This is a genomic window from Lysobacter sp. P5_C4, assembly GCF_054049695.1.
On sequence record NZ_JBFULX010000001.1, the window covers coordinates 217747 to 242808 of the forward strand.

At 64.3% G+C, this 25062-nt stretch carries 25 protein-coding genes; 10 read left to right on the forward strand and 15 right to left on the reverse strand.

All coding sequences use genetic code 11. From position 1 onward, the window contains the following. Nucleotides 1-368: 368 nt before the first annotated feature. The 3 genes from ACXJJ8_RS00940 to ACXJJ8_RS00950 form a co-directional block, all read right to left on the reverse strand. Nucleotides 369-677, reverse strand: coding sequence for a hypothetical protein (locus ACXJJ8_RS00940; RefSeq protein WP_499026328.1), 309 nt, complete (start codon nucleotides 675-677; stop codon nucleotides 369-371). Between the two features lie 156 nt (nucleotides 678-833). After that, nucleotides 834-1730 (reverse strand): hypothetical protein, encoded by an 897-nt coding sequence (locus ACXJJ8_RS00945; RefSeq protein ID WP_499026330.1) that lies wholly within the window; start codon nucleotides 1728-1730, stop codon nucleotides 834-836. A gap of 607 nt (nucleotides 1731-2337) precedes the next feature. Then, the gene (locus ACXJJ8_RS00950) at nucleotides 2338-2685 is read right to left on the reverse strand and encodes a hypothetical protein (RefSeq protein WP_499026331.1); all 348 of its coding nucleotides are present in this window, start codon (nucleotides 2683-2685) and stop codon (nucleotides 2338-2340) included. Between the two features lie 285 nt (nucleotides 2686-2970). On the opposite strand from ACXJJ8_RS00950, the gene ACXJJ8_RS00955 reads away from it, so the two are divergent. Next, nucleotides 2971-3240, forward strand: coding sequence for a hypothetical protein (locus tag ACXJJ8_RS00955; RefSeq protein WP_499026332.1), 270 nt, complete (start codon nucleotides 2971-2973; stop codon nucleotides 3238-3240). 197 nt (nucleotides 3241-3437) lie between these two features. Here the strand turns inward: ACXJJ8_RS00955 and ACXJJ8_RS00960 are convergent, their stop codons facing one another. From ACXJJ8_RS00960 to ACXJJ8_RS00970, 3 genes are all read right to left on the reverse strand, one after another. Then, nucleotides 3438-3665, reverse strand: a complete 228-nt coding sequence (locus tag ACXJJ8_RS00960; protein WP_499026334.1) for a hypothetical protein — start codon at nucleotides 3663-3665, stop codon at nucleotides 3438-3440. 23 nt (nucleotides 3666-3688) lie between these two features. Further along, nucleotides 3689-4249, reverse strand: coding sequence for a hypothetical protein (locus ACXJJ8_RS00965; protein ID WP_499026335.1), 561 nt, complete (start codon nucleotides 4247-4249; stop codon nucleotides 3689-3691). 63 nt (nucleotides 4250-4312) lie between these two features. Further along, entirely contained in the window at nucleotides 4313-7843 is a 3531-nt protein-coding gene (locus ACXJJ8_RS00970) for a hypothetical protein (RefSeq protein WP_499026336.1), read from the reverse strand. A gap of 137 nt (nucleotides 7844-7980) precedes the next feature. Between ACXJJ8_RS00970 and ACXJJ8_RS00975 the strand changes: the two genes are divergently transcribed. After that, nucleotides 7981-9189, forward strand: coding sequence for a tetratricopeptide repeat protein (locus ACXJJ8_RS00975; RefSeq protein ID WP_499026337.1), 1209 nt, complete (start codon nucleotides 7981-7983; stop codon nucleotides 9187-9189). A gap of 28 nt (nucleotides 9190-9217) precedes the next feature. Here the strand turns inward: ACXJJ8_RS00975 and ACXJJ8_RS00980 are convergent, their stop codons facing one another. After that, nucleotides 9218-10219, reverse strand: a complete 1002-nt coding sequence (locus ACXJJ8_RS00980; RefSeq protein ID WP_499026338.1) for an FG-GAP repeat domain-containing protein — start codon at nucleotides 10217-10219, stop codon at nucleotides 9218-9220. 594 nt (nucleotides 10220-10813) lie between these two features. On the opposite strand from ACXJJ8_RS00980, the gene ACXJJ8_RS00985 reads away from it, so the two are divergent. The 5 genes from ACXJJ8_RS00985 (at nucleotide 10814) to ACXJJ8_RS01005 (ending at nucleotide 13243) form a co-directional block, all read left to right on the forward strand. Then, nucleotides 10814-11092 carry a hypothetical protein gene (locus tag ACXJJ8_RS00985; protein WP_499026339.1) on the forward strand — a complete coding sequence of 93 codons (279 nt, stop codon included), beginning with the start codon at nucleotides 10814-10816 and terminating at the stop codon, nucleotides 11090-11092. 43 nt (nucleotides 11093-11135) lie between these two features. Beyond that, nucleotides 11136-11330 (forward strand): hypothetical protein, encoded by a 195-nt coding sequence (locus ACXJJ8_RS00990; RefSeq protein WP_499026341.1) that lies wholly within the window; start codon nucleotides 11136-11138, stop codon nucleotides 11328-11330. Nucleotides 11331-11408: 78 nt separating this feature from the next. Further along, on the forward strand, nucleotides 11409-11780 hold the full coding sequence (locus ACXJJ8_RS00995) for a hypothetical protein (RefSeq protein WP_499026342.1): 372 nt from the start codon (nucleotides 11409-11411) through the stop codon (nucleotides 11778-11780). Between the two features lie 156 nt (nucleotides 11781-11936). After that, complete coding sequence (locus ACXJJ8_RS01000) at nucleotides 11937-12794, forward strand: right-handed parallel beta-helix repeat-containing protein (protein ID WP_499026343.1); 858 nt, start codon at nucleotides 11937-11939, stop codon at nucleotides 12792-12794. Nucleotides 12795-13030: 236 nt separating this feature from the next. After that, nucleotides 13031-13243, forward strand: coding sequence for a hypothetical protein (locus tag ACXJJ8_RS01005; RefSeq protein WP_499026344.1), 213 nt, complete (start codon nucleotides 13031-13033; stop codon nucleotides 13241-13243). 22 nt (nucleotides 13244-13265) lie between these two features. Here ACXJJ8_RS01005 and ACXJJ8_RS01010 read toward each other — a convergent pair whose 3' ends face one another. Continuing rightward, nucleotides 13266-13895 carry a NeuD/PglB/VioB family sugar acetyltransferase gene (locus tag ACXJJ8_RS01010; RefSeq protein WP_499026345.1) on the reverse strand — a complete coding sequence of 210 codons (630 nt, stop codon included), beginning with the start codon at nucleotides 13893-13895 and terminating at the stop codon, nucleotides 13266-13268. A gap of 192 nt (nucleotides 13896-14087) precedes the next feature. Here ACXJJ8_RS01010 and ACXJJ8_RS01015 point away from each other — a divergent pair, with 192 nt between their 5' ends. Both ACXJJ8_RS01015 and ACXJJ8_RS01020 read left to right on the forward strand, forming a co-directional pair. Then, entirely contained in the window at nucleotides 14088-16256 is a 2169-nt protein-coding gene (locus ACXJJ8_RS01015) for a hybrid sensor histidine kinase/response regulator (RefSeq protein ID WP_499026346.1), read from the forward strand. A 98-nt stretch (nucleotides 16257-16354) separates the two neighbouring features. Next, nucleotides 16355-16534 carry a hypothetical protein gene (locus ACXJJ8_RS01020; protein ID WP_499026347.1) on the forward strand — a complete coding sequence of 60 codons (180 nt, stop codon included), beginning with the start codon at nucleotides 16355-16357 and terminating at the stop codon, nucleotides 16532-16534. Here the strand turns inward: ACXJJ8_RS01020 and ACXJJ8_RS01025 are convergent. The 6 genes from ACXJJ8_RS01025 to ACXJJ8_RS01050 form a co-directional block, all read right to left on the reverse strand. After that, entirely contained in the window at nucleotides 16513-16845 is a 333-nt protein-coding gene (locus ACXJJ8_RS01025; RefSeq protein ID WP_499026348.1) for a hypothetical protein, read from the reverse strand. The genes ACXJJ8_RS01020 and ACXJJ8_RS01025 overlap by 22 nt on opposite strands. Nucleotides 16846-16928: 83 nt before the next feature. Beyond that, nucleotides 16929-18551: an ATP-binding protein gene (locus tag ACXJJ8_RS01030; RefSeq protein ID WP_499026349.1), complete on the reverse strand. Its 1623-nt coding sequence runs from the start codon at nucleotides 18549-18551 to the stop codon at nucleotides 16929-16931. Continuing rightward, a complete protein-coding gene (locus ACXJJ8_RS01035) occupies nucleotides 18548-20062 on the reverse strand; it encodes an ATPase domain-containing protein (protein ID WP_499026350.1) in 1515 nt (504 codons plus the stop codon). Before ACXJJ8_RS01035 ends, ACXJJ8_RS01030 begins: the two co-directional genes overlap by 4 nt. Before the next feature lie 76 nt (nucleotides 20063-20138). After that, entirely contained in the window at nucleotides 20139-21122 is a 984-nt protein-coding gene (locus ACXJJ8_RS01040) for a HupE/UreJ family protein (RefSeq protein ID WP_499026351.1), read from the reverse strand. After that, complete coding sequence (locus tag ACXJJ8_RS01045) at nucleotides 21122-22006, reverse strand: peptidyl-prolyl cis-trans isomerase (RefSeq protein WP_499026352.1); 885 nt, start codon at nucleotides 22004-22006, stop codon at nucleotides 21122-21124. Before ACXJJ8_RS01045 ends, ACXJJ8_RS01040 begins: the two co-directional genes overlap by 1 nt. A 3-nt stretch (nucleotides 22007-22009) precedes the next feature. Further along, nucleotides 22010-24025 (reverse strand): DUF3604 domain-containing protein, encoded by a 2016-nt coding sequence (locus ACXJJ8_RS01050; RefSeq protein ID WP_499026353.1) that lies wholly within the window; start codon nucleotides 24023-24025, stop codon nucleotides 22010-22012. A gap of 204 nt (nucleotides 24026-24229) precedes the next feature. Between ACXJJ8_RS01050 and ACXJJ8_RS01055 the strand changes: the two genes are divergently transcribed. Then, nucleotides 24230-24460 (forward strand): hypothetical protein, encoded by a 231-nt coding sequence (locus ACXJJ8_RS01055; protein ID WP_499026355.1) that lies wholly within the window; start codon nucleotides 24230-24232, stop codon nucleotides 24458-24460. Between the two features lie 140 nt (nucleotides 24461-24600). Here the strand turns inward: ACXJJ8_RS01055 and ACXJJ8_RS01060 are convergent, their stop codons facing one another. Next, entirely contained in the window at nucleotides 24601-24807 is a 207-nt protein-coding gene (locus tag ACXJJ8_RS01060) for a hypothetical protein (protein WP_499026357.1), read from the reverse strand. Between the last annotated feature and the right edge of the window lie 255 nt (nucleotides 24808-25062).

A 25062-nucleotide genomic window follows, 5' to 3' on the forward strand; every position in this document is an offset into this window, starting at 1 on the left:
CCAATGAAGGCGTGCAGCTCGACCCTGCCGAATAGACGGGATGTCCGCTTCTGGCCGATAGCGGACATCCGTGGCCTCGCTCAACTGCCCTAGAGGACGACTCAACTACGGCTTGAATAGGTGGCAAGCGCCGCAAGTGGCTGATTGAATTAAGAACTCGCCAACTTTGACTGTGCCTTGAAAATCCCCGTGTCGGGGGTTCGATTCCCTCCCCGGCCACCACCTAATGCAGCAGAATCAAGCACTTTCTTTGTGGGCCTTTTCGTGTCTGCAAGAAGTCTGCAAACCCCCGCCCCTCTTGAGCGTCCGCTATCGGCCAAAAGCGGACGTCCAAAGCCGCAGAGACGCGCCAGCGGTGAGCTGCTCACTCAAATATCTTTTTCATCGACGCTTTGGCAAATAATCGTGAACTCGTAGTTCGAAAGCTCGCCCATAACCCGAAGGCCACTGTTCACGACCTCGCCTTCCAGAGATATCAACTCGACCACATCACTGTTGAACAATCTTTCAGCCGTGAAATCAAATTTTGAAACACCATTGAATCGCAAGCGCGCCCCGCAAGGTTTCGCGTCAGCCGTCCAATACAGCTCAAAGACGACGGTCATAGCGTGGCAATCATTCTCAATGCGTGACAGGCGCGTACCCCAATATCGGTCAAAACTAACCGCGCTGGTCATTGCGCACACCTGGCTAGGACAGCTTGATCGCTGATTTTCATTCCGTGATCCTGTGCGGGTCCGAGTGCCATTGTGGAATGTCTGCTTTGGGTCGAAAGCGGTCACTCGGCTTCCTCCGCAGAAGGCAGGGTCAGACACCAATTCTCCGCGCCCCAGCTACCCGCGAAACGCGTCTTTCCACCGCGGGAATACCCGTCGATAGGAGGCGACCATCTTCTTGCCGTCGACTTCAATCGCACCCTTGTCCTTCCGGGTCGCGAGGAATTCAATCAACTTCTCCTCCTGCTTGCCTGGCAGAAAGACGGAATAGGAGTCGTCTCCGCGCTTCAGCGTGGTCGGATCATGTAAGCCCGGCCAGTCGGAGGGCCACTGGATCGAAGCTTCCGGCGCGTAGCCGTAGTCCCAGAGCATCACCTCGAGTTGTTCGGGGACCCATGGCTTGGCATTCGCAACGCGAAACTCGGATAGGTATTGAATCAAGCCTTCGACCTGTGCGGGCAGCGGGTCGGCGTTGGCCGGCTTGCGCAATGTTCCGTCAAGTTCCTCGACCGGCCCAAGTCGGCCGTTGATGTAGGTGATCAGTTTGTGTCCGTCGACATCGAGGGCGATGTTGGTTTCTGGTTGATCGGTCCAACCAGGTCGCAGGTTGATTTGTGTGGGAACAGGATCGGTAGTGAACGCGAGGAGCTTGGCCTTGACGCGAGCCAGCTCGGACGGCGTCAGACGCGCCGCCATGTGCACGTACTGGTCCTCGGATGTCTGTTCCGCGTAGATGACGTACCCGTCGTCGTAGAGCGCAACCCTTGGTGTGTCCGATCCAATGACCATCAGCCACGGATCGGTGGAGACCAAGACGGCGATGGCGCGTGGATTCACCGGAGGTTGCACCGCTTCGCTCGGAGCGCAGCCGAACAGGGCAACAAGAGCGAGAAATGCGGAAGCGATGCGGAGCATGCGGGTGGTCAGGAGCGCCGAAGGTTGGCCGCATGATTGCATGCCTCCATCGATCGGCGCACAGCCGGCGAGTGTCCGCAATGGGTCGAAAGCGGACATCCTGTGGCCCAACCCAAGTGCGTTGACCAACACTTCAATTACGGTTTGAACAGGGGGCAAGCGCCGTAAGTGGCTGATTGATTTAGAAACTCGCAAACTTCGACTGTGCCTTGAAAATCCCCGTGTCGGGGGTTCGATTCCCTCCCCGGCCACCATGCGATTCAAGATGTTACGCAAAGCCCGCACTCGTTGCGGGCTTTTCGTTTGTGCCAAAAACGTGTCGTCGATCCGGCACGCTGCGCCCCGCAGGTGATCCGCCGCCAGGTGCGCGTACCGCAGGACGATCTCTCTCTAGGCGCCGTCTCATCCCATTACACGCGTGCGGCGGGAGACAGCACGCATTGGTCTAGCGAAGGTCCACAGGACTGACGCCGGACATGACTACGTGATCCACAACTGCGGCCATGGGCCAGTTCCAGGGCGCTAGCGCCGCTGCTGTTGCGGACAGCATCGGGGACAATGTTGCCGCGGCATTCCGCGCTCGCGGCTTCAGGTCAGGGATCTTGCTCGTTGTAGGTGGCGACTGGGCGTGGCGTGGCGTGACTATGCCATGGCTGGACGTGGTCAATTGGGGCTGCTATGGGCCGAGGCCGAACAGATTTCGCCTCTACGAAATGAACTGAGGTCGGATCGAATTACACAACCAATCCAGCGCGTCTTGGCGACTTGAAAATTGGCGCGCGTTCAATTGTCGCACCTGCGCAGTGGTATCGACTGTTCGCGCATCCTCTGTCCTCAGCCCAATCATGGCCACGCGGCACCCATCAAAGCCCTGCGCGGTGATGCTCTTCGAAAGAAAATCGACACGTTCCGCATCGTTTCCACCATGCAAATGAGCCTTCGAGAAGTCGACGAGGATGCGACGCATCGTGGTTGAAGTCAGCATCGCTGACATGTCGTCGAGCGCGCGGGACCGCTCACCGAAGGGCACGGCCCCAGCGTAGTTGAGTTCCAAGATTGAACCTTCGCCATCCCAGCAAGGCAGGATTGAGAGTTTGTACGGCATTTTTGAGCGGGGCCAAGGACGCAGCGCAGGCTGGGTTCGTGTGAATACCAGCAACAGGACGCTGAACGAGCCTTCACGCGCCGGGTGGCCAGCTTCGTGGCCCCAGCCAAAGCGCGAACAGTTTCGAACAAGGGACATGACCGACGGACGGCCTGATCCCTGGACTCGCCGGAGCCGTCCGGTTGTTATAGTTTGATCCCGGCAACACTCACTGCACGTACACATCGGAAAGGCATGAACCAAATAATCTCCCTCGAAGACCTCGCGTTGCTTGATGTATTGCAGAGGGTTTCTCAGCAATCCGCCCTGACGGATGGTGACTCCGTAGTGCGAGATCGAATGATCGAAAGCGGGTTGGTGGTTGAGGCTGAGGAAGGGCTTGCACTGACATCGGCGGGTGTCGAGATGTGCAAGTCCCTGCAACATCGGGTTGCCGCGGACGCACAGGTCGCCAAGATTCTGGAGCAGCGCGAGAGCAGCGAGACGGAAGCACAGACTAGTTAGGCGTGTGCGAAGCGACGTTACGGCTCCAAAGGTGCGTGGCTGGACGCAATTGCTTTGAACAACACTTCGCGGGGCGTTTTCGTTTCAGCGCCCCAGCGGACAAACGTCACCACGTCCTCGGCCTTCCGCCGTACGTCCTGGTCCAACGTCTTCGTTTTCCGCCCCACTAAGCAACGCTCCCATCCACTGCTTGTCTTCTAGATACTGTCGTTGGGTGCGAAAAACTGCGCCCGTGAGATGCGCGCAAATCCCTGCTCCTCAAGCTGCAGCCCGATGGTGGCGCGAACCGTTTCGTCAAGGTGACGGCAGGTCACCGTGCCAAGACGGGACAGAGGCCGATCGTCGCCGCCCTGCTGGGCGGCCGCGGACACGGGCACGAGCAGGTAGTCCCCGTTTGCACATCGAAACGCGCTCATTGGTGCCATGTCGCCCTCATCCGCCGCATGGGTCACTGATTGATCTCAACCTGCATGCCGCCATTTACTTCCCGGGCGCGTACATCCAGCACGCGGGTATGTTCACCCGACTTCGCGATCACCCGGCTCGTGCCGGGCTTCATGACGACCAGTGTCCATTCATTGGGCTTCCCGCCGGGCGCCACGTCGATCATCGTCTTGTCCAGCGCATCGAACGTCGACACGATGTCGTTGCGTTCGCTACGTGGATCGACGCGTTGCATCTTCGCCTGCACTACGTAGATGTCGCCCGGCTGCGCGAAGTGATAGCGCTCGGGTGACACCCAACGATCGCCGAGATACATGCCGCGCGTGAGCGTCGAGTCCAGTCGGAATGCCACGACGAACTCCTCCTTGCGCGGGACCAATCGTGCGATGTGTTGCCCCTGCGCGCGAGGCGTCGGCGCGATGGGTGCGTGCCGCGCGGAGACCGCGGCCTGCGCGACTTTCGGCGGGGGCGCCGGCGGTGCTTCGGCATCTACGCGCAGGGCGCGGTATGCCAGCATCGCGGCAGCGATCATCAACAGTACGGCGGAGACGCGATAACCGTTCATGCCCCCCCTCAAAGCGCCATCCCTGCAAGCGCGCAGGGATGGCGCGGCTCCTCCGGCTCGGTGTCAACGATCGAAGTGATCGTTGTTCGGTCCGGGCTGGCGAGTACGAGCGATATTCAGGAACGACGGCAACCGAGTCGCATGGCCCGCCGCACCCACGTTGGTCACCTGCATGAAGCACGGCGCGCCTCCGCAGGCAGCAACAGGCGTGCTGCTCTCCGTCAGGAACTGCGCGCGACCCAGTGAATTGCGCGGCGCGCGGCCGTCGATCGGCACGAAGACTTCCGGACGGTCGAACGGACCCTGCTCGCGCGCGACGCGCTCGTCGGTGAGCTTGAGCAGGAAGTCGACCAACGCATTCTTCTCCTGTTCGCTGAGTTGCGCCTGCACGTCCTGGCTCAGGCTCAGGATGTTGAAGTCGCGGTGCGCGGCGTTGGTGATCGGGAAATCGCCACCGCGCGAGTAGAAGTCCACGACCTGCCGCAACGTGAGCTTGCCGCCGTTGTGGAAGTACGGTCCGGTCAACTCGATGTTGCGCAACTGCGGCGCTTTGACACTGCCCATGCGCCCGACGCGGTTGACGGTCGGCCACGTCCCCATCAGCGGACTGGTGGCGTCGTTGGTGCCTTCGTTGAGAACAGCCGCCGGATTGAACGGGCCGAGCACGTCGATGAATCCCTCGATGATCGGCGTCTCCATGAGTGTGTTGAGGCCGCCGAACACTTCGTCGATTTCCGGATGCGCGTCACCGACGTTGACGTGGTTCACCCACGGGGCCAGCCAAGGCGGCAACCGCGGATTCGCCGGCTCTTCCTCGAAGCCCGGATTGATCGTCTGGTCCTGCGGGGATTCCTCGAACAGACCGCCCGTCACGCCGGCCGTGGCATCGAAGTCGGCGATCGGCTGGTTCGGTTGCTGATTCACGCCACCGACGTTCTTCATCATCAGCACCGACAGCGACAGCGGCCAGCCCCAGGGATCGAGGCCGCCACGCATCTCGTCTTCGTCGATGGGACGAACGCCGAGGTTGTACACACCGTTGTCGAAGAACGCCGCACCGTCCGGGTACGACAGACCATCGGCCGGATTGGGGAACAGCGACTGATTGATCATGTTGCGTTCGATCGCGTCCTGGGCGTTGCCATTGATCTCGGCTTCGAGCAGGAAACCGGTGATGTTGCGCGACCGACCCAACGGCTCGATCGTGAACTCGACGCCGGGGATGGAGAACTCCGCGATGAAGTCGCCCAGCGACAATTGGTTGCTTGCCTCGAACGTGTGGTCGGTCAGGTTGCCGGCGGCATGGCATTCACCGCAGCGCGCGGATCGGAAATCCGGATTGCGCAAGGTGAGGTTGCTTCCGAAGAACAGGTCCATGCCCAACAGGGGGTCCGGCGTGCCGGCTGGCGGCGTCGTGCGCCGGAAGCCCTCCACCGGCCGCATGCACGGCTGCACATTGCCTGTCGCCGAGCACAGCGGGATGTCGAGCACGAGGCCCGGCTCGCCCGCTTCGCCCAGGTTCTTGAACACGTCCGGATTGGCGTCCATGAAACGGTCGAATGGCGTGTCGTCGGACACCAGCACTTCGATCCAGGCTTGCACCGCCAGCCCCGCAAACAGCGAGAAGTTCGCCTCCATCTGCGTGAACTGGTTCGTGTTGGCCGGGGTGGATGCACCGGCTGCGAGCGTCATCACGTAGCCGTCGAACGGATCGCAACCGGCCGGGGTCACGACACCATTCGATGCGCCGCCATTGCACGGGTTGGATGAACCGTTGAGATGCTGCGTCGTGTTGTTCCAGAGGCGTTGGCGGTAGGACCGCTCGATCAGTTCGCGATAGGTCAGGCACAGACCGGGGCGGTTCGCTCCGGTGGGACGACCAAGCGCCTGGCACCAGGAGCCGCCACGATTGGAGTACGGCCCGAGCACGCTGTCACTCGTGGAGACCAACTGGTTCGCAAGCGGCGTGACGTTCGGGCGTGCGGCGGTGCCGTTGCCCTGCAACAGCTTCTTGCCAATCTTCGGCCAGCTGCGACCCAGGAAAGACATCTCGAACTCCGACAGCGCCGGCCCCGTCAACAGCGAGGCGATCGATGAGAAGCGGATGATCTGCCGCGTCTGCACCAATGTGCCGTTGGCGCGATTGAAGAAGACATGTCCCTGCGGATCGGAAGCGCCGAACACGCTGCCGCCATTGAAATCGTGCCGTGCGCGGCCGTCCCAGAAGTTGTCGAAGTTGAAGCCGGCGTTGAACATCGTCGGCGTGTTGCGTGGTTCGACGCGCCGCAATCCCTGGAACAGCGGAATCGGGTCGGGATCGGCGATGCCGACATCGGGCAACAAGGCCCGCACGCCGTTGGTCGCTGGCGTGAATGCGGCGGTGCCCGGCGTCGGGATATCCCCGAAACGCGCGAACTGCACGCCCATCGAGGACATGACGTCGTTGGTATCGCTGATCACGTCCTGCGGGTCGAGTTGCGGCTCGGCCGGGTTGTCGGGATCGGCGATCTTGTGCAGCGGGAAGTCGCTGGCCACGACGTCCTGGTTGACGTTCTGTGGTTCAGTACCGTTGTTGCGATTGGCGAAGATTTCGAGATCGGAATCGCCGCCGAGATGGTTGGGATTGAGTTGATTCTTGGTGCGGGTGTCGATGCCGCCGGCGAAATGGCAGGTGCCACAGGACTGCACTCCATCGCTGCCCAGTTGCATGTCCCAGAACAGCGCCTTGCCCATCACCGTCGCGAAGGTGATGTTCCGGTAGTAATCGCTCGGATTCGAGGGCTGTAAATTCGCCGGGTCCGCCGCCAGGCGGGCCATGGAATTGATGGCGAAGTCGCCATCGACCGTGGGCTTTTCGAGTGAGGTGATCACGCCGCGCGCGGGGTCGTACAGGCGCCCCGTATTTCCCGCGCAAGCTGCGCGGAACTCGACGAAGTTGGTGAGCGGATTGTTGCCGCACACCGCGGGCAGCGAGTAGTTCGCCGGTTCACCGGGGCTTCCGCCGCACAATTCTTCACCCTCAAGAATGATGCACGTCGGCGTGTCTGCCACGAGCGGGCTGTTGTAATCGATCGCAGGTTCGTCCGGGTCGATTCGATCCGCACCGGCCGTGATGGGGCCGAGGCCGGCGAAATCGTCGACGCCGGCAAAATCCGGATTGAGCAGATGGAATTCTTCACCCGTCGTCGGGTTGTAGTTCAACGGGTGCAAGAGCAATGGCGGCAGCAGGTTGTTCCTGCACCGTGGCAAACCCGTGGTGACATCGTAGCTGCAACCGGCAGGCAGGAAGGATGGCCTGCGCCGGATGGTCGAACAGTACGAGGGATAACCCTGCGCATTGCCCTCGACGTTGCAGCGCGTTATCGCGTATGGGTTGTCGAGCAGTTGTTCGAGTTCTCGCCACAGCGCAACATTCTTCAAGGAATCGAATGTCACCTCGGGCTCGAACAGGAATGCCGGCGTGATAGCCGGCGGGCCCGGGTCGACGATGATGTTGCCCGGGCCGCTCTGCGCGACCGCCAGTATCGATCCCGAGAGGATCACGGCCAAGGTCGACGCACCGACCAACGCCGCTTCGAGTTTTCTTGTTTTCATGACTGGCGCCTTCGGGGCCGTCGTTGCCCGCACCGGCGTCATGCCGGCCTCGTCTGTGCGGAAACGCTGACGCCCATCTGTGGAGGAGACCCTGTCGCGGCGGCGCTTCGTCGCAACCCCTCATTCGCAAACCATCCTTGTCCGCGCCGACCTCGCAAACCTGCCGTACTCAGGCGTACAGCCAGCGGCGCTTGCAACCGAAAGAACGTCGCGACTTTGTGACAAGCGGACACAGCCGGACACCGCTTGTCGCTTTTTTCCCGCCGCTCACCATCGCCATCGTGAAGGTGCCCCGGCGATGCGCTGGAACGCGCAGTCGGGTTCGTGATGCCACTTCGGGAGTTGCTCATCCATTGTCCGCTCCGCCCGCGGATGTAGCGTTGCATCGTGTGTCGTCATGGGAAATGTCGATGCGCGCATTCGTGATCCTCGTTTGTAGCGTTGTCTTCGCCGCAGGCGTCGCGTGCGCCTTCTATTTCGTTGCGCGCACGCCTGCATCGGCGGGCCGGGCGGCGACGAATGGGTCGGCGATCGATGCGATCGCGCAACTGGAAGCCAGGGTCGTGAAAGACGAACGTGACGTCGAAGCCTGGCTGGCACTTGGGCAACGACATTCAGATAACCGGAATTTCGCGGGTGCACGCAAGGCGCTCATCCGTGCGGCCGAGCTCGCGCCCGAAGACGCCGACATCCTCGTCGAGGCCGCGAAGGCGGTTGCGCTGGACCATCCGCAAAAGCGGTTCGACGCCGATGCGATCGCCTTGCTCGAATCTGCATTGCGCGTCGAACCGGCCCACGAGCGCGCGCGCTGGTTCCTCGGCGTCGCACACCGGCAGGCAGGCGATGCTGCGAAGGCGGCCCTGTTGTGGGAGTCGTTGATCGGCCAGGTAGACGCCCCCACCGAGCGTGCGTTGCGTGCCCAGATCGCGGCTGCGCGACGTTCGGCGGACGGCGCCTCCGCCAGCACGGTGAACCCGGGCAGGCACGCGATCCACGTACACGTGCAAATGTCCAAGGAGGCGACCGCGCTCGCTGGAAATCGGCCTGAAGCGGCCGTCTACCTGTTCGCGCGCAGGCCCGATGCTGGCGGCATGCCCATCGCCGTGGAGAAGCACGCACTGTCGGAAGTGCCGTTCGATGCCACGCTCGACGACGATGACAGCCCGATGCCCACCTACCGCCTTTCTGCGATCGAGGACGTGGACGTCGTCGCGAAGCTGTCGCCGACGGGTGATCCATTCGCCACACCGGGAACACCGCAGTCAGAGCTCGTCCGGGTGCATCTCGCCGACGCGCGTCCGATCGATCTCACCATCGCCAAGCCCGCTGCGTTGTTGAAACGCTAGCAAATCGGGACAACGCGGTCCGCGCCGTTTACGGCACCACGACCCACAGCGTCGAAGGTCGCGCGAGTGCGCGGCCCTGACTGGCGTTCGCTGCCGGCCACACGCTCGTGTTTCCGCCAACGGTGTGTCGCCAGAACAAGTCGCTTCGCCCGTCGCCGTCGTAATCGCCGGTCGCGGCGACCCGCCACGCCGGGTCATTCACGCGCACGATCGGCATGCTGGCCGCGGGAGAGCCACCCCGCCAGGCGACGTTGCGTCCGTCGCGCATGTTTCGCCAGAACAGGTCAGCGCGACGATCGCCGTCGAAGTCGCCGACGGCTTGGAGCTGCCAGTTCGCCATCTCGTAGGTCGACACGATACCGAGATCGAACGTGTGCATCTCGTCGGCAGCGGACCATGCAAAGAAGTGAAGACCCGATGGGGGATACACGCCGGTACGCCAGACAAGATCATCGCGCCGATCACCATCCAGATCAGCGATCGCGACAAATTGCGGGCCGCGCACCGCGCGGCTGGCCGAGGCGTTCGCAGCGGGCCAAATCGCGTAGCCCAACGTCGGATGCCGCCACAACACATCCGAACGACGGTCGCCGTCGAAGTCGCCGATTCCGATCACCTGCCATCGCGTGTCAGCGACCGCCGCGACACGCTGCTGCGTCGCCCCACTCCCTGAGCGCCAAATCGTGTTCCCGCCGGTGGCGGAGTGCCGCCAAAGCAGATCTGCGCTCCCGTCACCGTCGAAGTCGCCGATGCCGACAATGTTCCATCGGAGGTCCCGGACGGGAATCAACGCGATGGCCCTCGCCGGGTCACCGGATCGCCAGTTGACGTTGCTGCCGATGGTCGCATGCCGCCACACCACGTCGTCGCGCTTATCGCCATCCAGGTCGCGGGTCGCCGCTGTGGTCTGCGATGCGGCAATCGCGAACAGGATGGCGACCGCTACACGGCAACCCGGAGATTTCAATTCGGCGACAGGAACTCCGTCCTGCGCGGCACTTGTACCTACGATCCATTTTGGGAGATTCACGGCTGGCTGCCTCCGCCGCGGCAAGCCCGGGTTCGGCGATGTCGCGACCTTCAAGCACACGTTTGGCAACGCGGGTGGCGGTAGGTCCCGGACAGGAGAACCCACCACTCATCGTTGCGTGTGCCGATACGGCTCGGAAACTCCATCCAACGGCAATCGCCATCTGGCGGCGAAAGCAGCGCTTCCACACGGCAGCCCGGAGTACCCATTTCAACTCCGGATTTTCAAGGGCCACGCCCAACGGCGACCGTCTGTCTGAAATGCATCGGCTTTACGCGCAAGGAGCAAAAGAGGGTCATATTGATCGACGCCCAAGCGACGTAATCTCCCGCGGGCACTCAGCCGCGCTTTATCCGCACCGCCACTGAGGCGCGATTGGCGGACTTGGAGAGAGGCGGCATGAAGTCACCGAGTCGAAACTTTCGCCGACGCGCGAGCGTCGTGCTCAAAACAGTCACGCCCCAACCGGCGCCCGAGCGAACTGGTTGGCCTGCCTTATCGGAAATACCCCTGCTGCGACGACGGACGACAGACGCTCCACATTGGCATTTGAGCGGTCCGCCCGACCAGTGGAAACGATGCTAACGGTGCCCCTTGAACACCTTGACCGCAGTCGAATTGGAAATCCAGTCATTCTCCGCCGCGCTGCGCATGTGTTTTCGCGGTGCAAGTTGGGATGCCGTCAGCTACTACGCAGAAGACGCCTGGTCGGCCACGACCGACAGGGCCAACGCGAAATGGCAGGACGTTGAAGCTCGCGTTCGGACCGCATGGGAAGCGGCGGAAGCCGTGGCTCGATTGCGCCCGACTTTGGAAGCAGCGGTCAACGAACCGATGGTTCGAGCGGTGGATCCGATGTGCAGCGCTGAGTAGCAGTCTGCATCGACAACGGCGCGAGGCCCAAGTGGGAACGACAATGCATCTGCTCAGTGACTTCCATATTCGCCTGGAGCACATCTCACTGGTGAGCCCGCTCATCGGGAGTCGTGGCGGGTTCGGATTCTCGATCGTGATCCTGGGCAACCATACCCACACCTTCGCGTATAGCTCCAATGAGGAAGCCGAGAAGGAGCACGCGAGCCTGCTCCTTGCGCTCCAGGAGCGCGATTGAATTTACGCGCCCTTGGAACCGCTGTCCGCAGAATGCATGCTCTGATCTCATCGCCGACCATGCACTCGTGGAGCAACCATGCACTACGTAGCATCGCTGCCAGAAAACCCCTCGGTCATCGAAGTTCGGTATGCCGGTGTGATTACCGATGCCGAGCGAGTCCAGACACTGTGTGAATCTTTGTCATTCGTGCAAGGTCAAGGACCGCTGGTACTGGCGGACTTTTCCCAGGCCACGATGTTGAGCGATGACCCGGCCGCGCGGCTTGAATACATGGAAATCGTCAACAAGCTACCCGATCTCCGAAACGGACGGCTGGCACTGGTTGGGGCGCGCCCTTTGACGGCAACCGATCACTTGCAGGTGCTGGCAACGGCAAGGGGCTTTCGATACCGGAACTTCGAAGAACGCGCGGACGCCGTGGCTTGGTTGCTGAAGGACCCAGGCTGACTGAATTGGAAAAAGGACGGGCCGCGGGCGTTTTGCACCTAGGAATTATTCGGGTGTGGCCCACGCGCCCGATGCCGTAAGCTCGCGCCGCACCCACTGCGCCTTGCAGCAGGGGGGCGTGGGCGCCGTTCCAATCCAAAATTCCAGGGGGATTCAATGAAGCATCTGTATTTGCTGGCAGCCGCCGTGCTGTTGGGCAGCCCGGCCGTGGCCTTCGCGCAGGACTGCACCGAGATCGCCGCAGTGCCTGCCACGATCAGCGCACCGGGCAAGTACTGCCTGGCGAAGGACTTCACCATCAACTCGACGACCGCGAAAGCGATCACGATCAATACCAACGACGTGACGCTGGATTGCCGCGGCCACATGCTGAAGAACACGGCGACCTCCAACGCCGGTTCCTCCGCCGGCATCTTCCTCAACAGCCGCAACAACGTGACGATCCAGCACTGCCGCGTGATCGGCGGGTTCCAGACCGGCATCGACGTTTTCCAGAACCTGAGTGTCGCCAACAAGAACTACTACATCCAGGTGCAGGACAACTACGTTGCCGGCCCCTTCTGGATGGGCATCCGTGCGTACGGCAGCGCGGTCGAAGTCACCGGCAACAAGGTCTACGACATCGGCGGCCAGTTGAACCAGTACGCCATCGGCATCCGCGTGGGCGGTTCGAGCGTGGCGAACGGTTTCAAGATGCAGGTCGTGCGCGACAACACCGTCATCGGCACGAACTCGCCCTACTCGGCGGCGTACGGCATCTTCAGCGACGGCTCGATCGGCGCGGCCTTCCTCGACAACGGCGTCGCCGGCACGACCGCGGCGACCGGCAAGGTCGCGTACGGCGTGTATGTCGGCGGCCAGCACAACCGCCTGAGCGACAACCACATCACGGGCACGGGCGCGCCGGGCGAAGTCGGCATCTTCACGTCCGACAGCACGAGCAGCTGCTTCGACAACTACCTGCGTGCCGTGAACTGGACGCAGAACTGCGACGCCACCTACGGCAACTACTGAGGTCCCGGCGGCTGCGCATCCGTGCGCAGCCGCTTTTTTCCATGCGCGTCCGATTTCTTCTCGCAAGCGCAGCACTGCTGGGCGCAGCCACGATCCTCACCCTGACGTGGTCGACATCGCGTTCCCCGGCCGAGCCGACGCCGGAGCCGATTCCCGAACGGACATCGAAACCCGTTCCGGCATCCCCCATGCCCGCGATGCCGCCACCGGCTTCCGCGCCACGCTTGCGACGCCTGGTGGCCACGCGCCTGCGCCAGCCACGCGAGTTGCGCTTCGATGGCGTGCGCACGGTCAATACGCAGAAGTTCGGCGCCCTCACCTGCGGCCGGGTGGCGTGGAGCGATGTTCCCGGCGGTGCGCGTGACTTCAAACGTTTTGTTGCGACCCGGCACAATCTGATTCTCGAAGGCCAGGCGAATTTCGAGGCCGCCTGGGCCCCTTGCGAATGACGGCGCAGGCGTATCGCTTCGGCTAGGGCCCTGCTGCCTGGCGAACAGCCGGGACGCCGATGTAGATGCCGGGCTCGGTGATGTTGCGCACGACGGCAGCGCCCATGCCGACGACCGCGCCGCCGGCGATTGCCACCTTCTCGCGAACGCTCGCGTTCGTCCCGATGTAGACCGCCTCGCCGATCCTGCAACTGCCGCTGATCTTCACGCCCGGCGCGGTGGTGAAGTAATCGCCGATCTCGCAGTCGTGTCCAACGGTCGATTGCAGATTCAGGTGCGCGTGCGCGCCGATGCGGATGTTGCAGGTCAGGATGCAGCCGGCGGTGACGATCGCGCCCGGCCCGAGCGCGACGTCGTTGCCGATGACCGCCGAGGGATGGATCAGGGTCGCGAACCGCGTCTCCGGCGGAAGGCCTGCGACGATCTTCCTGCGCGCCGTGGGGTCGCCGACCGCGACGGTGACCTCGCCCAGCGCCGGCGTCCATTCCGAACGGCGCAACACGTGGATTCCCGCGATTTCCGCGGCGTCGAAGTAGGCATCGTCGACGACGAAGGATGGCGCGGAATCCTGCTGCCGGAAGCGGTCGACATCGCGCGCCAGGCCCACGACCTCCCGCCCGAAACCACCTGCGCCGAATACGTAGATCCCCATGCGGCGGACTATATGGCACGGCGTCGGCCCGGGCCATCCCGTGGTGAAGCTGCGTGGACCGGTCGCTGGTTAATCTAGGCATCCAGCCCTCGTTCCCACACCATGAATCCACGCGACCTCAACCGCGTCCTCGCACATTTCCCCGGCAACGTGGCACTCCTCCGGGCTGTCCCGGGGTTTCCCGTCGTGGCGATGAGCGCGAGCCTCCGGGCGATCTCGATCGATCCGGACGATGCGCTGGGCCGCCCGCTGTTCGACCTGTTTCCGGAGTCGCCGGATGCGCCGGGCAGCATCGCGGCCCTGGCCGCCTCCTTCGAGCGCGTGGTCCGCACCCGCACGGCCGAACGCCACGAGCAACGATTCGACATCCGGGATCCGGCGAGCGGCCGGTTCGAGGAGCGCTATTGGGCCGCGACCAACAGCCCGGTGTTCGACGACGCCGGGCAGGTGGAATTCATCCTGCACCAGGCCGAGGATGCGGCGACGGAGCGGCGCCACGGCTCGATGGCGATCCTGGATGCGATGTCCGAGGGTGTATTCACGCTCGACCGGCAGTGGCGTTTCGGCTACGTCAATCCGAAGGCGCACCAGATCCTCGATGAAGCGCCGGGCGCGTTGCTCGGACAGGTCATCTGGCACAAGTATCCGGGGATCGAAGATTCCGAATTCGGCCAACACTATCGCCGCGTGATGGACGAGCGCGCGTCGAGTGCGTTCACCGCCTTCTATCCCGGCACCAACAGTTGGTACGAGGTGACCGCTTACCCGGCGCCCGAAGGCATCTCGGTCTACTTCCGGGACGTGACCACGCGGAAGATCGCCGAACAAGACCGCGAGCGGCTGGCCCAGGAATCCGAACAACAGCGTCGGATCTACGAAGCAGCGCTGAACAACACGCCCGACTTCGTCTACATCTTCGGCACCGACCACCGGGCGATCTATGCCAACGAGTCCCTGCGCAAGGTGTGGGGCGTCCAGGACGTGCGCGGCAAGACCTGGATGGACCTGGGCTACGAGCAATGGCATGCGGACATGCACGATCGCGAGCTCGCCACGGTGATCCAGACCCGGGCGCCGATTCGCGGGGAAATTCCCTTCACCGGCACGAACGGGCGCAGGATCTACGACTACATCTTCGCGCCGGTCTTCGATCCCGCGGGCAACGTGGTGGCCGTCGCCGGAACCACCCGCGACGTCACCGACCGAAAGGCCGCCGAACAAGTCACTCGGGAACATGCCGAGCGCCTGGCCCAAGCCGACCGCGCCAAGGACGCGTTTCTCGCGACGCTGTCGCATGAGCTTCGCAACCCGCTCGCCCCGCTTCGCAACGGTCTGGAAATCCTGCGACGCACGCCGGGCGGCGACGGCACGCACCTCCGGATCCATTCAATGATGGAACGCCAGGTCGACCACCTGGTGCGACTGGTCGACGACTTGATGGAAGTCTCGCGGATCACGCGCGGGAACGTGTCGTTGCAACTGGAATCGGTGCACCTGCAAACCGTGGTGGAGAGCGCGGTCGAGGCCGCACGGCCGGCGATCGATGCAGGCCGGCATCGGTTGTCGATCGACTTACCGGCATCGCGCGTGGTGTTGCAGGGCGACGGCGTCCGCCTCGCGCAGGTGCTGGTCAACCTGTTGAACAATGCGGCCCGCTATTCGGAACCGGGCGGCGACATCGCACTGCGCGCCGTTGCATCGGACGACACGCTGTCGCTCTCCGTCAGCGATACCGGGATGGGGATGGATCCGCAGGAAATCCCGCACCTGTTCGAGATGTTCACGCGGGGCGACCGGGTGAGGTCGTCGCACCAGGGCGGCCTTGGCATCGGGTTGGCGCTCGCGCGTCGCCTGGCCACGCTGCACGGGGGTTCGCTCGATGCGCAAAGCGAGGGGCTCGGCAAGGGCAGTGTTTTCAACCTGCGCCTGCCGCTGCAGTCCGACGCCCCGGATGGCGCTGCCCAGGCCGGCAGGGCCGATGCGATCAAGCTTTCCCTGCGCGTGCTGCTTGCCGACGACAACCAGGACGTGGGCAACAGCCTGGCCGAAGCGCTGCGTCTGTTCGGCGCGCAAGTCCATGTCGTCGACAACGGCACCGACGCGATCGCAGCATTCGATCGCGTCGCGCCATCGGTCGTGATCCTCGACATCGGCATGCCGCGCGTGACGGGATACGACGTCGCGCGCACGCTCCGCTCGCGCGGAATCGACGTGCCGCTCATTGCGCTGACCGGCTGGGGCCAGGCAGCCGAGCGCAAGCGCGCCCTCGACGCCGGGTTCGACCACCACCTGGTCAAACCCATCGCCCTGCCGGTCCTCCTGAAGTTGCTGGCTTCGCTGGAAACTGCGCCGGACGTGTGATCTTCAGCGCGCCTGCGCGCCATCGGATGGCAGCCGATACGCGCGTCCATCGAAGCGCGCGCGCAGCGTTTGCGTCTGCGTAGGCGCGCAAGTGGCGGTTGCGTCTTCGCGAGGTCTGGGATGTGTCGGGCGACTTCTGCGCAAGCGACTGCCCCGTCGTCCTCGACGGCGTGGTGCTGTACCACGATGAAGACCACCCCAGCGTCACGCAGGCAAAACGCGTGTTCGGCCGCCGGTCGCAAGGCGCGGCGCCGGTTTACTCCTCGTCGGCGCCGTAGCGCAACCACCGGTCCGCAACGCCCGCATCGGAAAACGCACGTGCGTCGATCCCCGCCTCCCGGGCGAAGATCTCGCAATATTCCAGATGGTCCATGCCACTGGGTTTGACGTGCGCGATGCGCAGGCCTTCGAGGCCACGGCCCATCATCGCGTGGACCAGGTTGCGCCATTCGGCGATGGCCAACTCATCTCCGGTGAGGAGATCGCACACGAACAGCCATGCGGGGCGTTGGACCGCGATCTCCCCGAGGATCCGTTCCCAGTAGGCGACCGTGTTCGCCAGCGTGCGCTCGCCGGTGACGGTGGCCATCAAACCGCCGCGGGGGCGCGAAAATACGACGCTGTAATCTGGGGTGCTCACACGAGATTCCATTCAGGTGCTGACGGATGCCGTCAGGCCGTCGATCGTTTCGGATTCGCCGGGCGCACCAGGTTCGCACGCGTCGCTTCCAGCAGCGCAGACAGGCGCGTGACATCCGCGGGCTTGCGGAAGTGGTCGGTAAACCCTGCCGCGTAGGCCTGCGCCTTGTCCTGCGGCCCGGCCCAACCGGTGATGGCGATCAACACCGCATCGGCGTGGCGCGGGTCGGCGCGCAGGCGACGTGCAAGCTCGTAACCGTTCATGCCGGGCAGGCCGATGTCGAGCAGGCACACGTGCGGTTCGAAATCCGCGGCCATGGCGAGTGCGCGTGGACCGTCGGCGGCGATGCGGAAGTCCATTCCGAGCAATTCCAGCAGCATCGCAAGCGTGCGCGCGGCATCTTCGTTGTCGTCCACGACGAGCACGCGCATGGCATCGCGGCCCAGCGGTCTGGGCGAGACGAGCAGGCTGTTTTCCTGCGCTTCGAGCGTGCCATGGACATCGGCGATGCGCGGCAGACGCACGGTCACGCGGGTGCCGGTATCGACGCCTTCGCTGTCGACCTCGACGTGACCTTCGTGCAACTCGACCAACTGCTTCACCAACGCAAGGCCGATGCCGAGACCGTCCTGCAAGCGATTGCGATCGCGGCGTCCCTGGGTGAAGAGTTCGAACACGTGCGGCAACACGCCGGACTCGATGCCGATCCCGTCGTCCCGGATTTCGACGACGACCGCATCGCCGGCCGCGGAAGCGCGCACCCAGATGCGTCCACCGGGGTGGCCGTATTTCGCCGCATTGTTGAGCAGGTTGCCGAAGACCTGCGTCAGGCGGACCGAGTCGGCGTCGACCACCAACGGGCGATCGGGCATGTCCACGTGCAAGTGGATGCCGCCGGCTTCGACCAGCGGCGCGCTCAACTCCAACGCGCTGCGCAATGCGTGGCGCAGGTCGATCGAACGACGGCGCAATTCGATGCGTCCGCGCGAGACGCGCGAGGCCTCCATCAAATCGTCCATCAGGCGCACCATGTGGTCGACCTGGCGGCTCATCGTCGCGTGCAGGGCCTTGCGGCGCGACGCGTCGGCCTCTTCCATCGAAAGCACGTGCAGCGCGTTGCGGATGGGCGCGAGCGGATTGCGCAGTTCGTGCGCGAGCATGGCGAGGAACTCGTTCTTGCGGCGCACCGCATCCGCTTCGGCATCGCGCGCACGTTCGAGCGCTTCGAGGTGGTCTCGGATCTCGTACTGGCGCGCACGCGCACGCAGCGCAGTCCGCAGCGCACTGAGCAGCGCCGACACGCGCAGCGGGCGTTCGAGCAGCGTCACGTTGCCGAGGGCGGCGACCGCATCGCCGACCGCGAGCGAGTCGGCGCCGCGGCCCGTCAGGAGCAGGATCGGAAGATCCGACCAGGCGCCCTGGTCCCCGAGCACTTGCGCGAGTGCGGCGTGCACGCCGTCGGCCATCAGCAGCTCTTCGCCGACCAGGACTGCACCCGCGCCCAGCGCCAACGCCTGGGTCAGTTCGGTTGCGCTGTGGCAGACATGGCAGTCCAGTCCGTTGTCTTCGAGGATGCCGCACGTGAGGTCCGCGTCGCGTGCCGTCGGGAGCAACAGCAGCACGCGCAGGCTCGCGCCTGGTGCGAGCGCGTTCATCCCGTGGCGCCGGCGCGGACGGGTTCGCTCACGGTGGGGTCGCTCGGCGGATCTTCCTGCGGCACGCCGGTCAGCACGCCGCGGAAGTGGCGCAGGGGTTCGCCGATCTGCAACCCGTCCGCGGTGATCCGCATTTCGCGAATGGTGCGTTCGTGCGGACCGGTGCGCTTCTTCAGCACCGAGATCGCCTGCTTCACTTCGCCACGGCTTTCGAAGTAACGCAGCAACACCACCGTGTCCGCCAGGTAGCTGACGTCCAGCGTGTTCTGCAACTGCCCGATCAGGCCCACCTGCGAGGCGATCAGGATCGTCGTGACGTCCAGCTGCGCCAGGTAGGAAAGCAATTCGTGCAGCTGGTTGAGGACGTGATGCTCTTCGACCATCGCATTGAGGAACCCGTTGATGCTGTCGATCACGACCAACTTCGCACCGTGCACTTCCACCGCGGTGCGGATGCGCTGGATGAATTCCCCGGGCGAAAGCTCCGCCGGGTCGATCGACTGCAGGTCGACGGTGCCTGCGTCGATGCAACGCTCCACGTCGAACCCGATGCCCTTGGAGCGCGTGATCATCGCGCGCTGGCTTTCGTCGAACAGGAACAGCGCCGACCGTTCGCCGCGCTTCGCCGCGGCCCGCACGAAGTGCGAGGCCAGCGACGATTTGCCGGCACCGGCCGCGCCGATCAGCAACGTGCTCGTGCCGCGGTCCAGGCCGCCGCCGAGCAGCAGGTCCAGTTCGGCCAGCTCGCTGGCGACCGGGGTGTTCACGCCGTCGCGTCGATAGTCGGCGGCAATCAGGCGCGGATACACGCGCACCCCGCCGGTCTCGATCTTGTAGTCGTGGAAACCCGACCGGAACGGACGCCCGCGCATCTTGCTGATGCGCAGGCGACGCCGGTCGCCGCCGAAGTCCAGTGTCTGGTGATCGAGCTGGATGGCGCCATGCACGATGGTGTGCACGTGCAAGCCCTGGTCGGAGACCTGGCTTTCGTCGAGCATCAGGACCGTGGTGCCCTTCCCCGCGAAATATTGCTTCAACGCCAACACCTGCCGCCGAAAGCGCAGCATCGAACCGGCCAGCAGGCGCAGCTCGGCAAGCGAATCGAACACCACGCGATCGGGCTTCTGCCGTTCCACCTCATCCAGCACGCGGCGCGTGGTCTCGGCCAGTTCGACTTCGGAAGGATGGAACATCGTGTATTGAGATTCGGGATCGAGCTGGTCGCCGATCGGGAACAACTCGTGGATCGCGATGCCTTCGAGCGACCATCCGTGCGCGTGCGCGACTTCGCGCAACTCGCGCTCGGTTTCCGACAGCGTCACGTACAGGACGCGCTCACCCGCCGCAACGCCGGCCATCAGGAATTGCAGCGCCATCGTGGTCTTGCCCGAGCCGGGCACGCCCTCGACGAGGTACAGCCGATGCGGCGTCAGGCCGCCGGCGAGGATGGTGTCGAGACCGTCCACCCCCGTCCGGATCGGAGGGGGAAGCGAAAAGGATGTGGAAGACATGACGCGGCCGGCTGAATGCTCCGGGGATTTTCCGTGACGTGCTTGTCAACATCGCGTGCAGGGACGGACCAGCGTCTCAGAACTGCGCGATGCGCTGCAGGGTCCAGCACATGGCGACGCCGCCGATGGCGTACGCCGAGGCCGTCCGCAGCCAGGGGGCCTGCACCGGCAGTCGTCTCAGGACCGCAAGCGTACCCAGCACGAAGACAATGAAGACCAACTGCCCCGCTTCGACGCCGAGGTTGAAGAACAGCAGCGCCAGCGGGATCGCGTTCTGCGGAAGCCCCACTTCGCTGAGCGCACCGGCGAAACCCAGGCCGTGCAGCAACCCGAACGCGAAGGCGACAAGCCAAGGCCAGCGTGCGGTGAGTCCCGGCGTTCGGGTGCGTTCGCGCACCAGCTCGCTCGCGAGGAACGCGATGCTCAGCGCGATGCTCGCTTCCACCGGCGGCGCCGGAACGTGCACGAAGCCGAGGGTCGCGGCAGCCAGGGCGAGGCTATGTGCCGCGGTGAACGCGGTAACGGTCCACAACAGCGTCGCGCCCTTGCGGACGAGCAGGATCAGGGCGAAGACGAAAAGCAAATGGTCGATGCCCGTCAGGATGTGTTCCACGCCCAGCGCGAGATAGGTCCTGGCGACGGTCGGCAGGCCGGGCGAGGCTTCGAGCGTGAACCCGGGATCGGCCGGCGTGATGCGCACTGTCTGCGACGACCCGTCGCGGCGTTCGATGCGCACCAGCACGTCGGTGAACGTGGCGCGGAGCCCGTCGATGCCGATGTGGGTGCCTTCCAGTCCGCCCGCACGGCGCACGCGCCAGTGCTGCAGGAAGGTGGCATTCGAAAAGCGCGCTTCACGGCTGCCCAGGACGCGCGTGCCGGCGTCGAAGACCACGTCCAGCGCGAGCCGGCGGTCATCGGTGGTCGCGGGCACCTTCCACACCACGTCCCAGGTTTGGGCATCCACTTCGCGCAACTGCAGGTAGGCCGGCCGCACCTCGTGCGCATGCGCGGGCCATGCGACCGCGATGCACAGCAACAACGCCCATGACCAGGCGCGCATCAAGGGCGGAGCCCTGCGATGGCGTTTGCGGGCGCGACGGGGGATGGCGGCTCGGGTTGTTCGATGCGGACGTCGTACCGCTTGCGCAAGCCGGCATAGAACGCGGCATTCGCCGCATCGCGCCGGGCGTGCAACCAATCTGCGCGGACATCGGCGCGCACGTCCGACAACGTCGGCGTGCGGCCTGCGTCGCGACCGAGCAAACGCACCAGGTGCACGCCGAAGCCGGACCGGACCGGGCCCTGCCACGTTCCCGGCGCGAGCGTGCCGAGCCTCGCGGCGAACGACGCGCCGAATTGGGATCGGAGATCGTCGGCCGATGCGTTGTCGATCCGCCGTGCGAAGAGCAGCGCGTCGCCCACGGCCGCGACATCGCCCCCGCGCAAACGCGCGAGCAGTGCGTCGGTGTCGCCCGTCAGCGAGGCACCGCGCCTGGCCGGGTCGAGGAACACCTGCTCGAACGTGTAACGCGGCGCGAGGGAAAATTGCGCGCGATGCGCGTCGAGCCACGATTGCAGTTGCGCGTCGGTCGGCTCGGGGACCGGCGCGATGTCTTCGGAGATGAATTCGAGTTTCTGCCGCATGCGCCGACGCACGATGACATCGTCGCGGTCCAGTCCCTGCGCCAATGCTTCGCGATAGAAGATCTCTTCCTTCACCGCATCGTCGACGAGCCCGTCCAACTCGTTCGCCGTCGGTGGCCGTTGGTGCAGGAGCGCGAAGCCCGCGGCAAGTTGGTCGATGCGGCCGCGGTCGATGACGATCGTCTTCGTCGACAGCACGCCCGTCTCGTTCAACCAACCATGCAAGGCGAACAGACCCGCGCCGATCAGCAGGAAATGCAGCAGCGGCTCGCGCAGGAACGCAAGGCGACGCCTGGCCATGTCTCAGTCCACGTCCGGCTTGAAGGTTTCCGGCGTCTTCTGCGTCGTTGCGGCGTCGGGTATCGTGCGCGGCGCACGTTGCTTCGCCGCATCCGCAGCCAGCGCCGCCGCCGGCGTGTACCAGATCGGCGATGTGTAGGCGCGCTCCTGCGTGGTCATCGGAACCTTCGCATCCATCTTGATCTTGAAGCGCTTGGCGTCGTATGCGGTCCAGCGTGGCGTGGGGATTTCGAGCACGCGCACGTAGTAGAACGCGCGCAATGCGGGGTCGAAGTCCGGGTCCGTCCATGTCTTCATGAGCGCGGGCGCGCCGATCGAGTTCGTCCACGTCGCATTGGCTACGTCGACGGTGTTGCCGACTGGCGGCAGCTTGCCGTTTGGGCCCGCCTTGCGATCACCGGACCAGACGATGTCGTACACCTTCTCCTGCAGCGCGCCCTGCGCATCCATCCAGCCCTTGATGATCTGGATGCGATCCAGGTTGCCGCCCTCCGGATCCTTCATCGCCGCGACGAGGAACGTCGGCGATTTGCCGGCCGTGCCGGACTTCAGGTCGCCGCCCATGGGCACGCCCTTGGCGTAACCGATCTTCGCCAGATCGCTCGTGGCGTCGGCTGCAACGTAGTCCCACCCGCCGAAGAAGCGCACCGTCATGCGCGGGCCGGTGGTGGCGTACACCTCGCGACGCTGCATCGCATCGAACAAGGCTTCGCGCGTGTTCGCGGTCGCCCACACCGCCGCATAGCCTGACGCGGTCTGTTCCCAGCCCATGATCGTGCCGTTCTTGGTCTGGATGAACGGATGCTTCCAGCGCTCGGGGCTGGGTTCGTTCGGCGCGATCTTGCCCCAGAAGTTGTTGTCGTCCGCCGTCGACAGGCCGGTGTGCGCATCGGTGCTTCCGATGAAACCGATCTTGTAGGGATTGGTGCCCAGTTGCGCTTCGACCTTGAGGCCGTTCTTCAGCGCCGAGCGCGCGTATTCGAACTCCAGCATGGACGGCAGTTTCTTCGCCGTCATGTCCAGGTTGCCCTTGTCCCAGCGCTCGAAGTTCGCGAACTCGTCGTTCGGCGACATGGCCGGATGGGTTTCGCCATCGCCTTTCATCTGCGTGACTTCATAGATGCGTTCGCGCCGGGCGCGCTCTTCGACGTACGCGCGATCCAACGGCTTGCCCGTGAAAGATTCGATCAGCGGGAACATCATCCCGTTACTGAGATTGCCGTTGTGCGCAATCGCGAGGACCTGGCCGCCGGTCTTCTTTTCGTAGGCCGTCATCCATTTCCACAGGTCGCGCGGGTTGGAACTGCCGGGCGCGTAGTTGGTGAACGGTTCGACCTGGCGGGCCTTCTCGCCGTTGTCGCGGAAGATCACGTTGCGGTGGAGATTGTTGCCCGTGACCAGCGAAGTCCATTCGTAGCCGATGAAGGCGGTGAACCGGCCGGGTGCATTGGCTTCTTCGGCGGCCTGGATGATGCCGAGCCACGTGTCGTGGTAGGCCTTCGTGCCGGGGTTGTACATGATCTCCTTCGGGAATTTCCCCTGGCCGAATGCGGTCACGATGCTCATCATCGCCTCGCCGCCGTGCCCCGACTTGATCTCCTCGTACCACTGCTTCGCCATCGGGTTGGCCATCAACTCCGGCTTGCCGGCCTTGAGGTCGGTGACCAGCCCCATCTGGTCGGAATGGTCGGCCACCACCAGGAAGTCCAGCGGCCGCGAGAGTTTCGCTTTCTGGCCGCTCGCCCCCATGACCTCCTCGCCCTTGGCGAAGCGGTAGGCATCGGCGGGTTTGATCAAGGTGCCGGCCGCACCGGCGTCCAGCGACAAGGCCGTGTGCAGGTGGGTGTCGCCGAAAAACACGTGCGTCGGCCAGGCCGAAGCCGTGGTGCTCGCTGCCGCGGGCGCCGCTGCGCTGGTGGTTGCGGGCGGTGCGGGGCTGTCCGGTTGTCGCGTGCACCCCGCGGCGAGCGCCAGCGTCAATCCGGCGAGGACCGCATCGACGATCGGGCGACGGACCATGGGACGCTCCTCGGGCCTTGGTGGCCGCGAGGAAGCATTGGGCGCTCGATTCGTGGCGTCTATTGGCCCAAGGGCGCATGGCCGGGGCACAACCGGGCTTCACGATCCTTGCCGCCCAAGCGGCTATGATGGCCTGCACTCGATGGCGGGTTTTCCGCGTCGTGACCCGAGCCTCCGTGCAGCTCCGCCCCACAGGAGCCATGCATGACTGCTTCGCAAAACGCGATGCCCCGGACGTTCGACCGCAAGACCACCAAGGGTTCGATCACGCACGAGCAACTGGCCGCCGACCTCGCCAGCTTCCGCGAGCGTGGCGGTATGATCGAGAAACTGGGCACGACCCATGTGCTGCAAAAGCTCCAACCGGCCTCAACCCCAACCACGGCGGCCCGCCCGGCGCATCCGCAGGGCCGATCTACCGAGAGTCGAAAATGAAAGGCATGGACCGTAAGAAAGAGACGAAGAAGAAGCCGGAGAAAACCAAGAAGGAAAAGCGCGACGCCAAGAACGAAAAGAAGGCGACGCGCGGTTTCACTCCGACCTGAGCGGATCGGTCCGGAGCGGAACGATCGCCGCTATTCCCGCGGCGCGTTCGGCCACCGCGCTTTCACCTGGTCCCTGACGTTCGTCCACGCGGTCTCTTCTTCGAGGCCGCACGCGCGCCAAGCGCGCTCTGCATAGCGTTCGATCTCGTCCCATGCTTCGCCATGGAAGACCTGTTTCAATGCGGCAACGAACGTACCGAGCTCGGGTGTCCCCGAGTCGAGGTCTGGAAAGTTCATTTTGGCCGTCCCGTCGGAGCTGCACGGAGGCCCATCTCTGCGGCGCATTGCTCTCGCCGTCGTGCAATTGATTTATACGCGCAATGCGGTGACCCGCACGGAATGCTTGATGAGAACCGCCAGGCGGTCGTCGCGTCACCGCCGGCCGCATTCAGTCGCGCCGCAGGCACGGCTGCCCACATTCTTCACGAATCGGGTGCTCCCGACGTGAAACCATGCGGCGATGCATGACGGCGCCGGCCCTTTGCGACACGA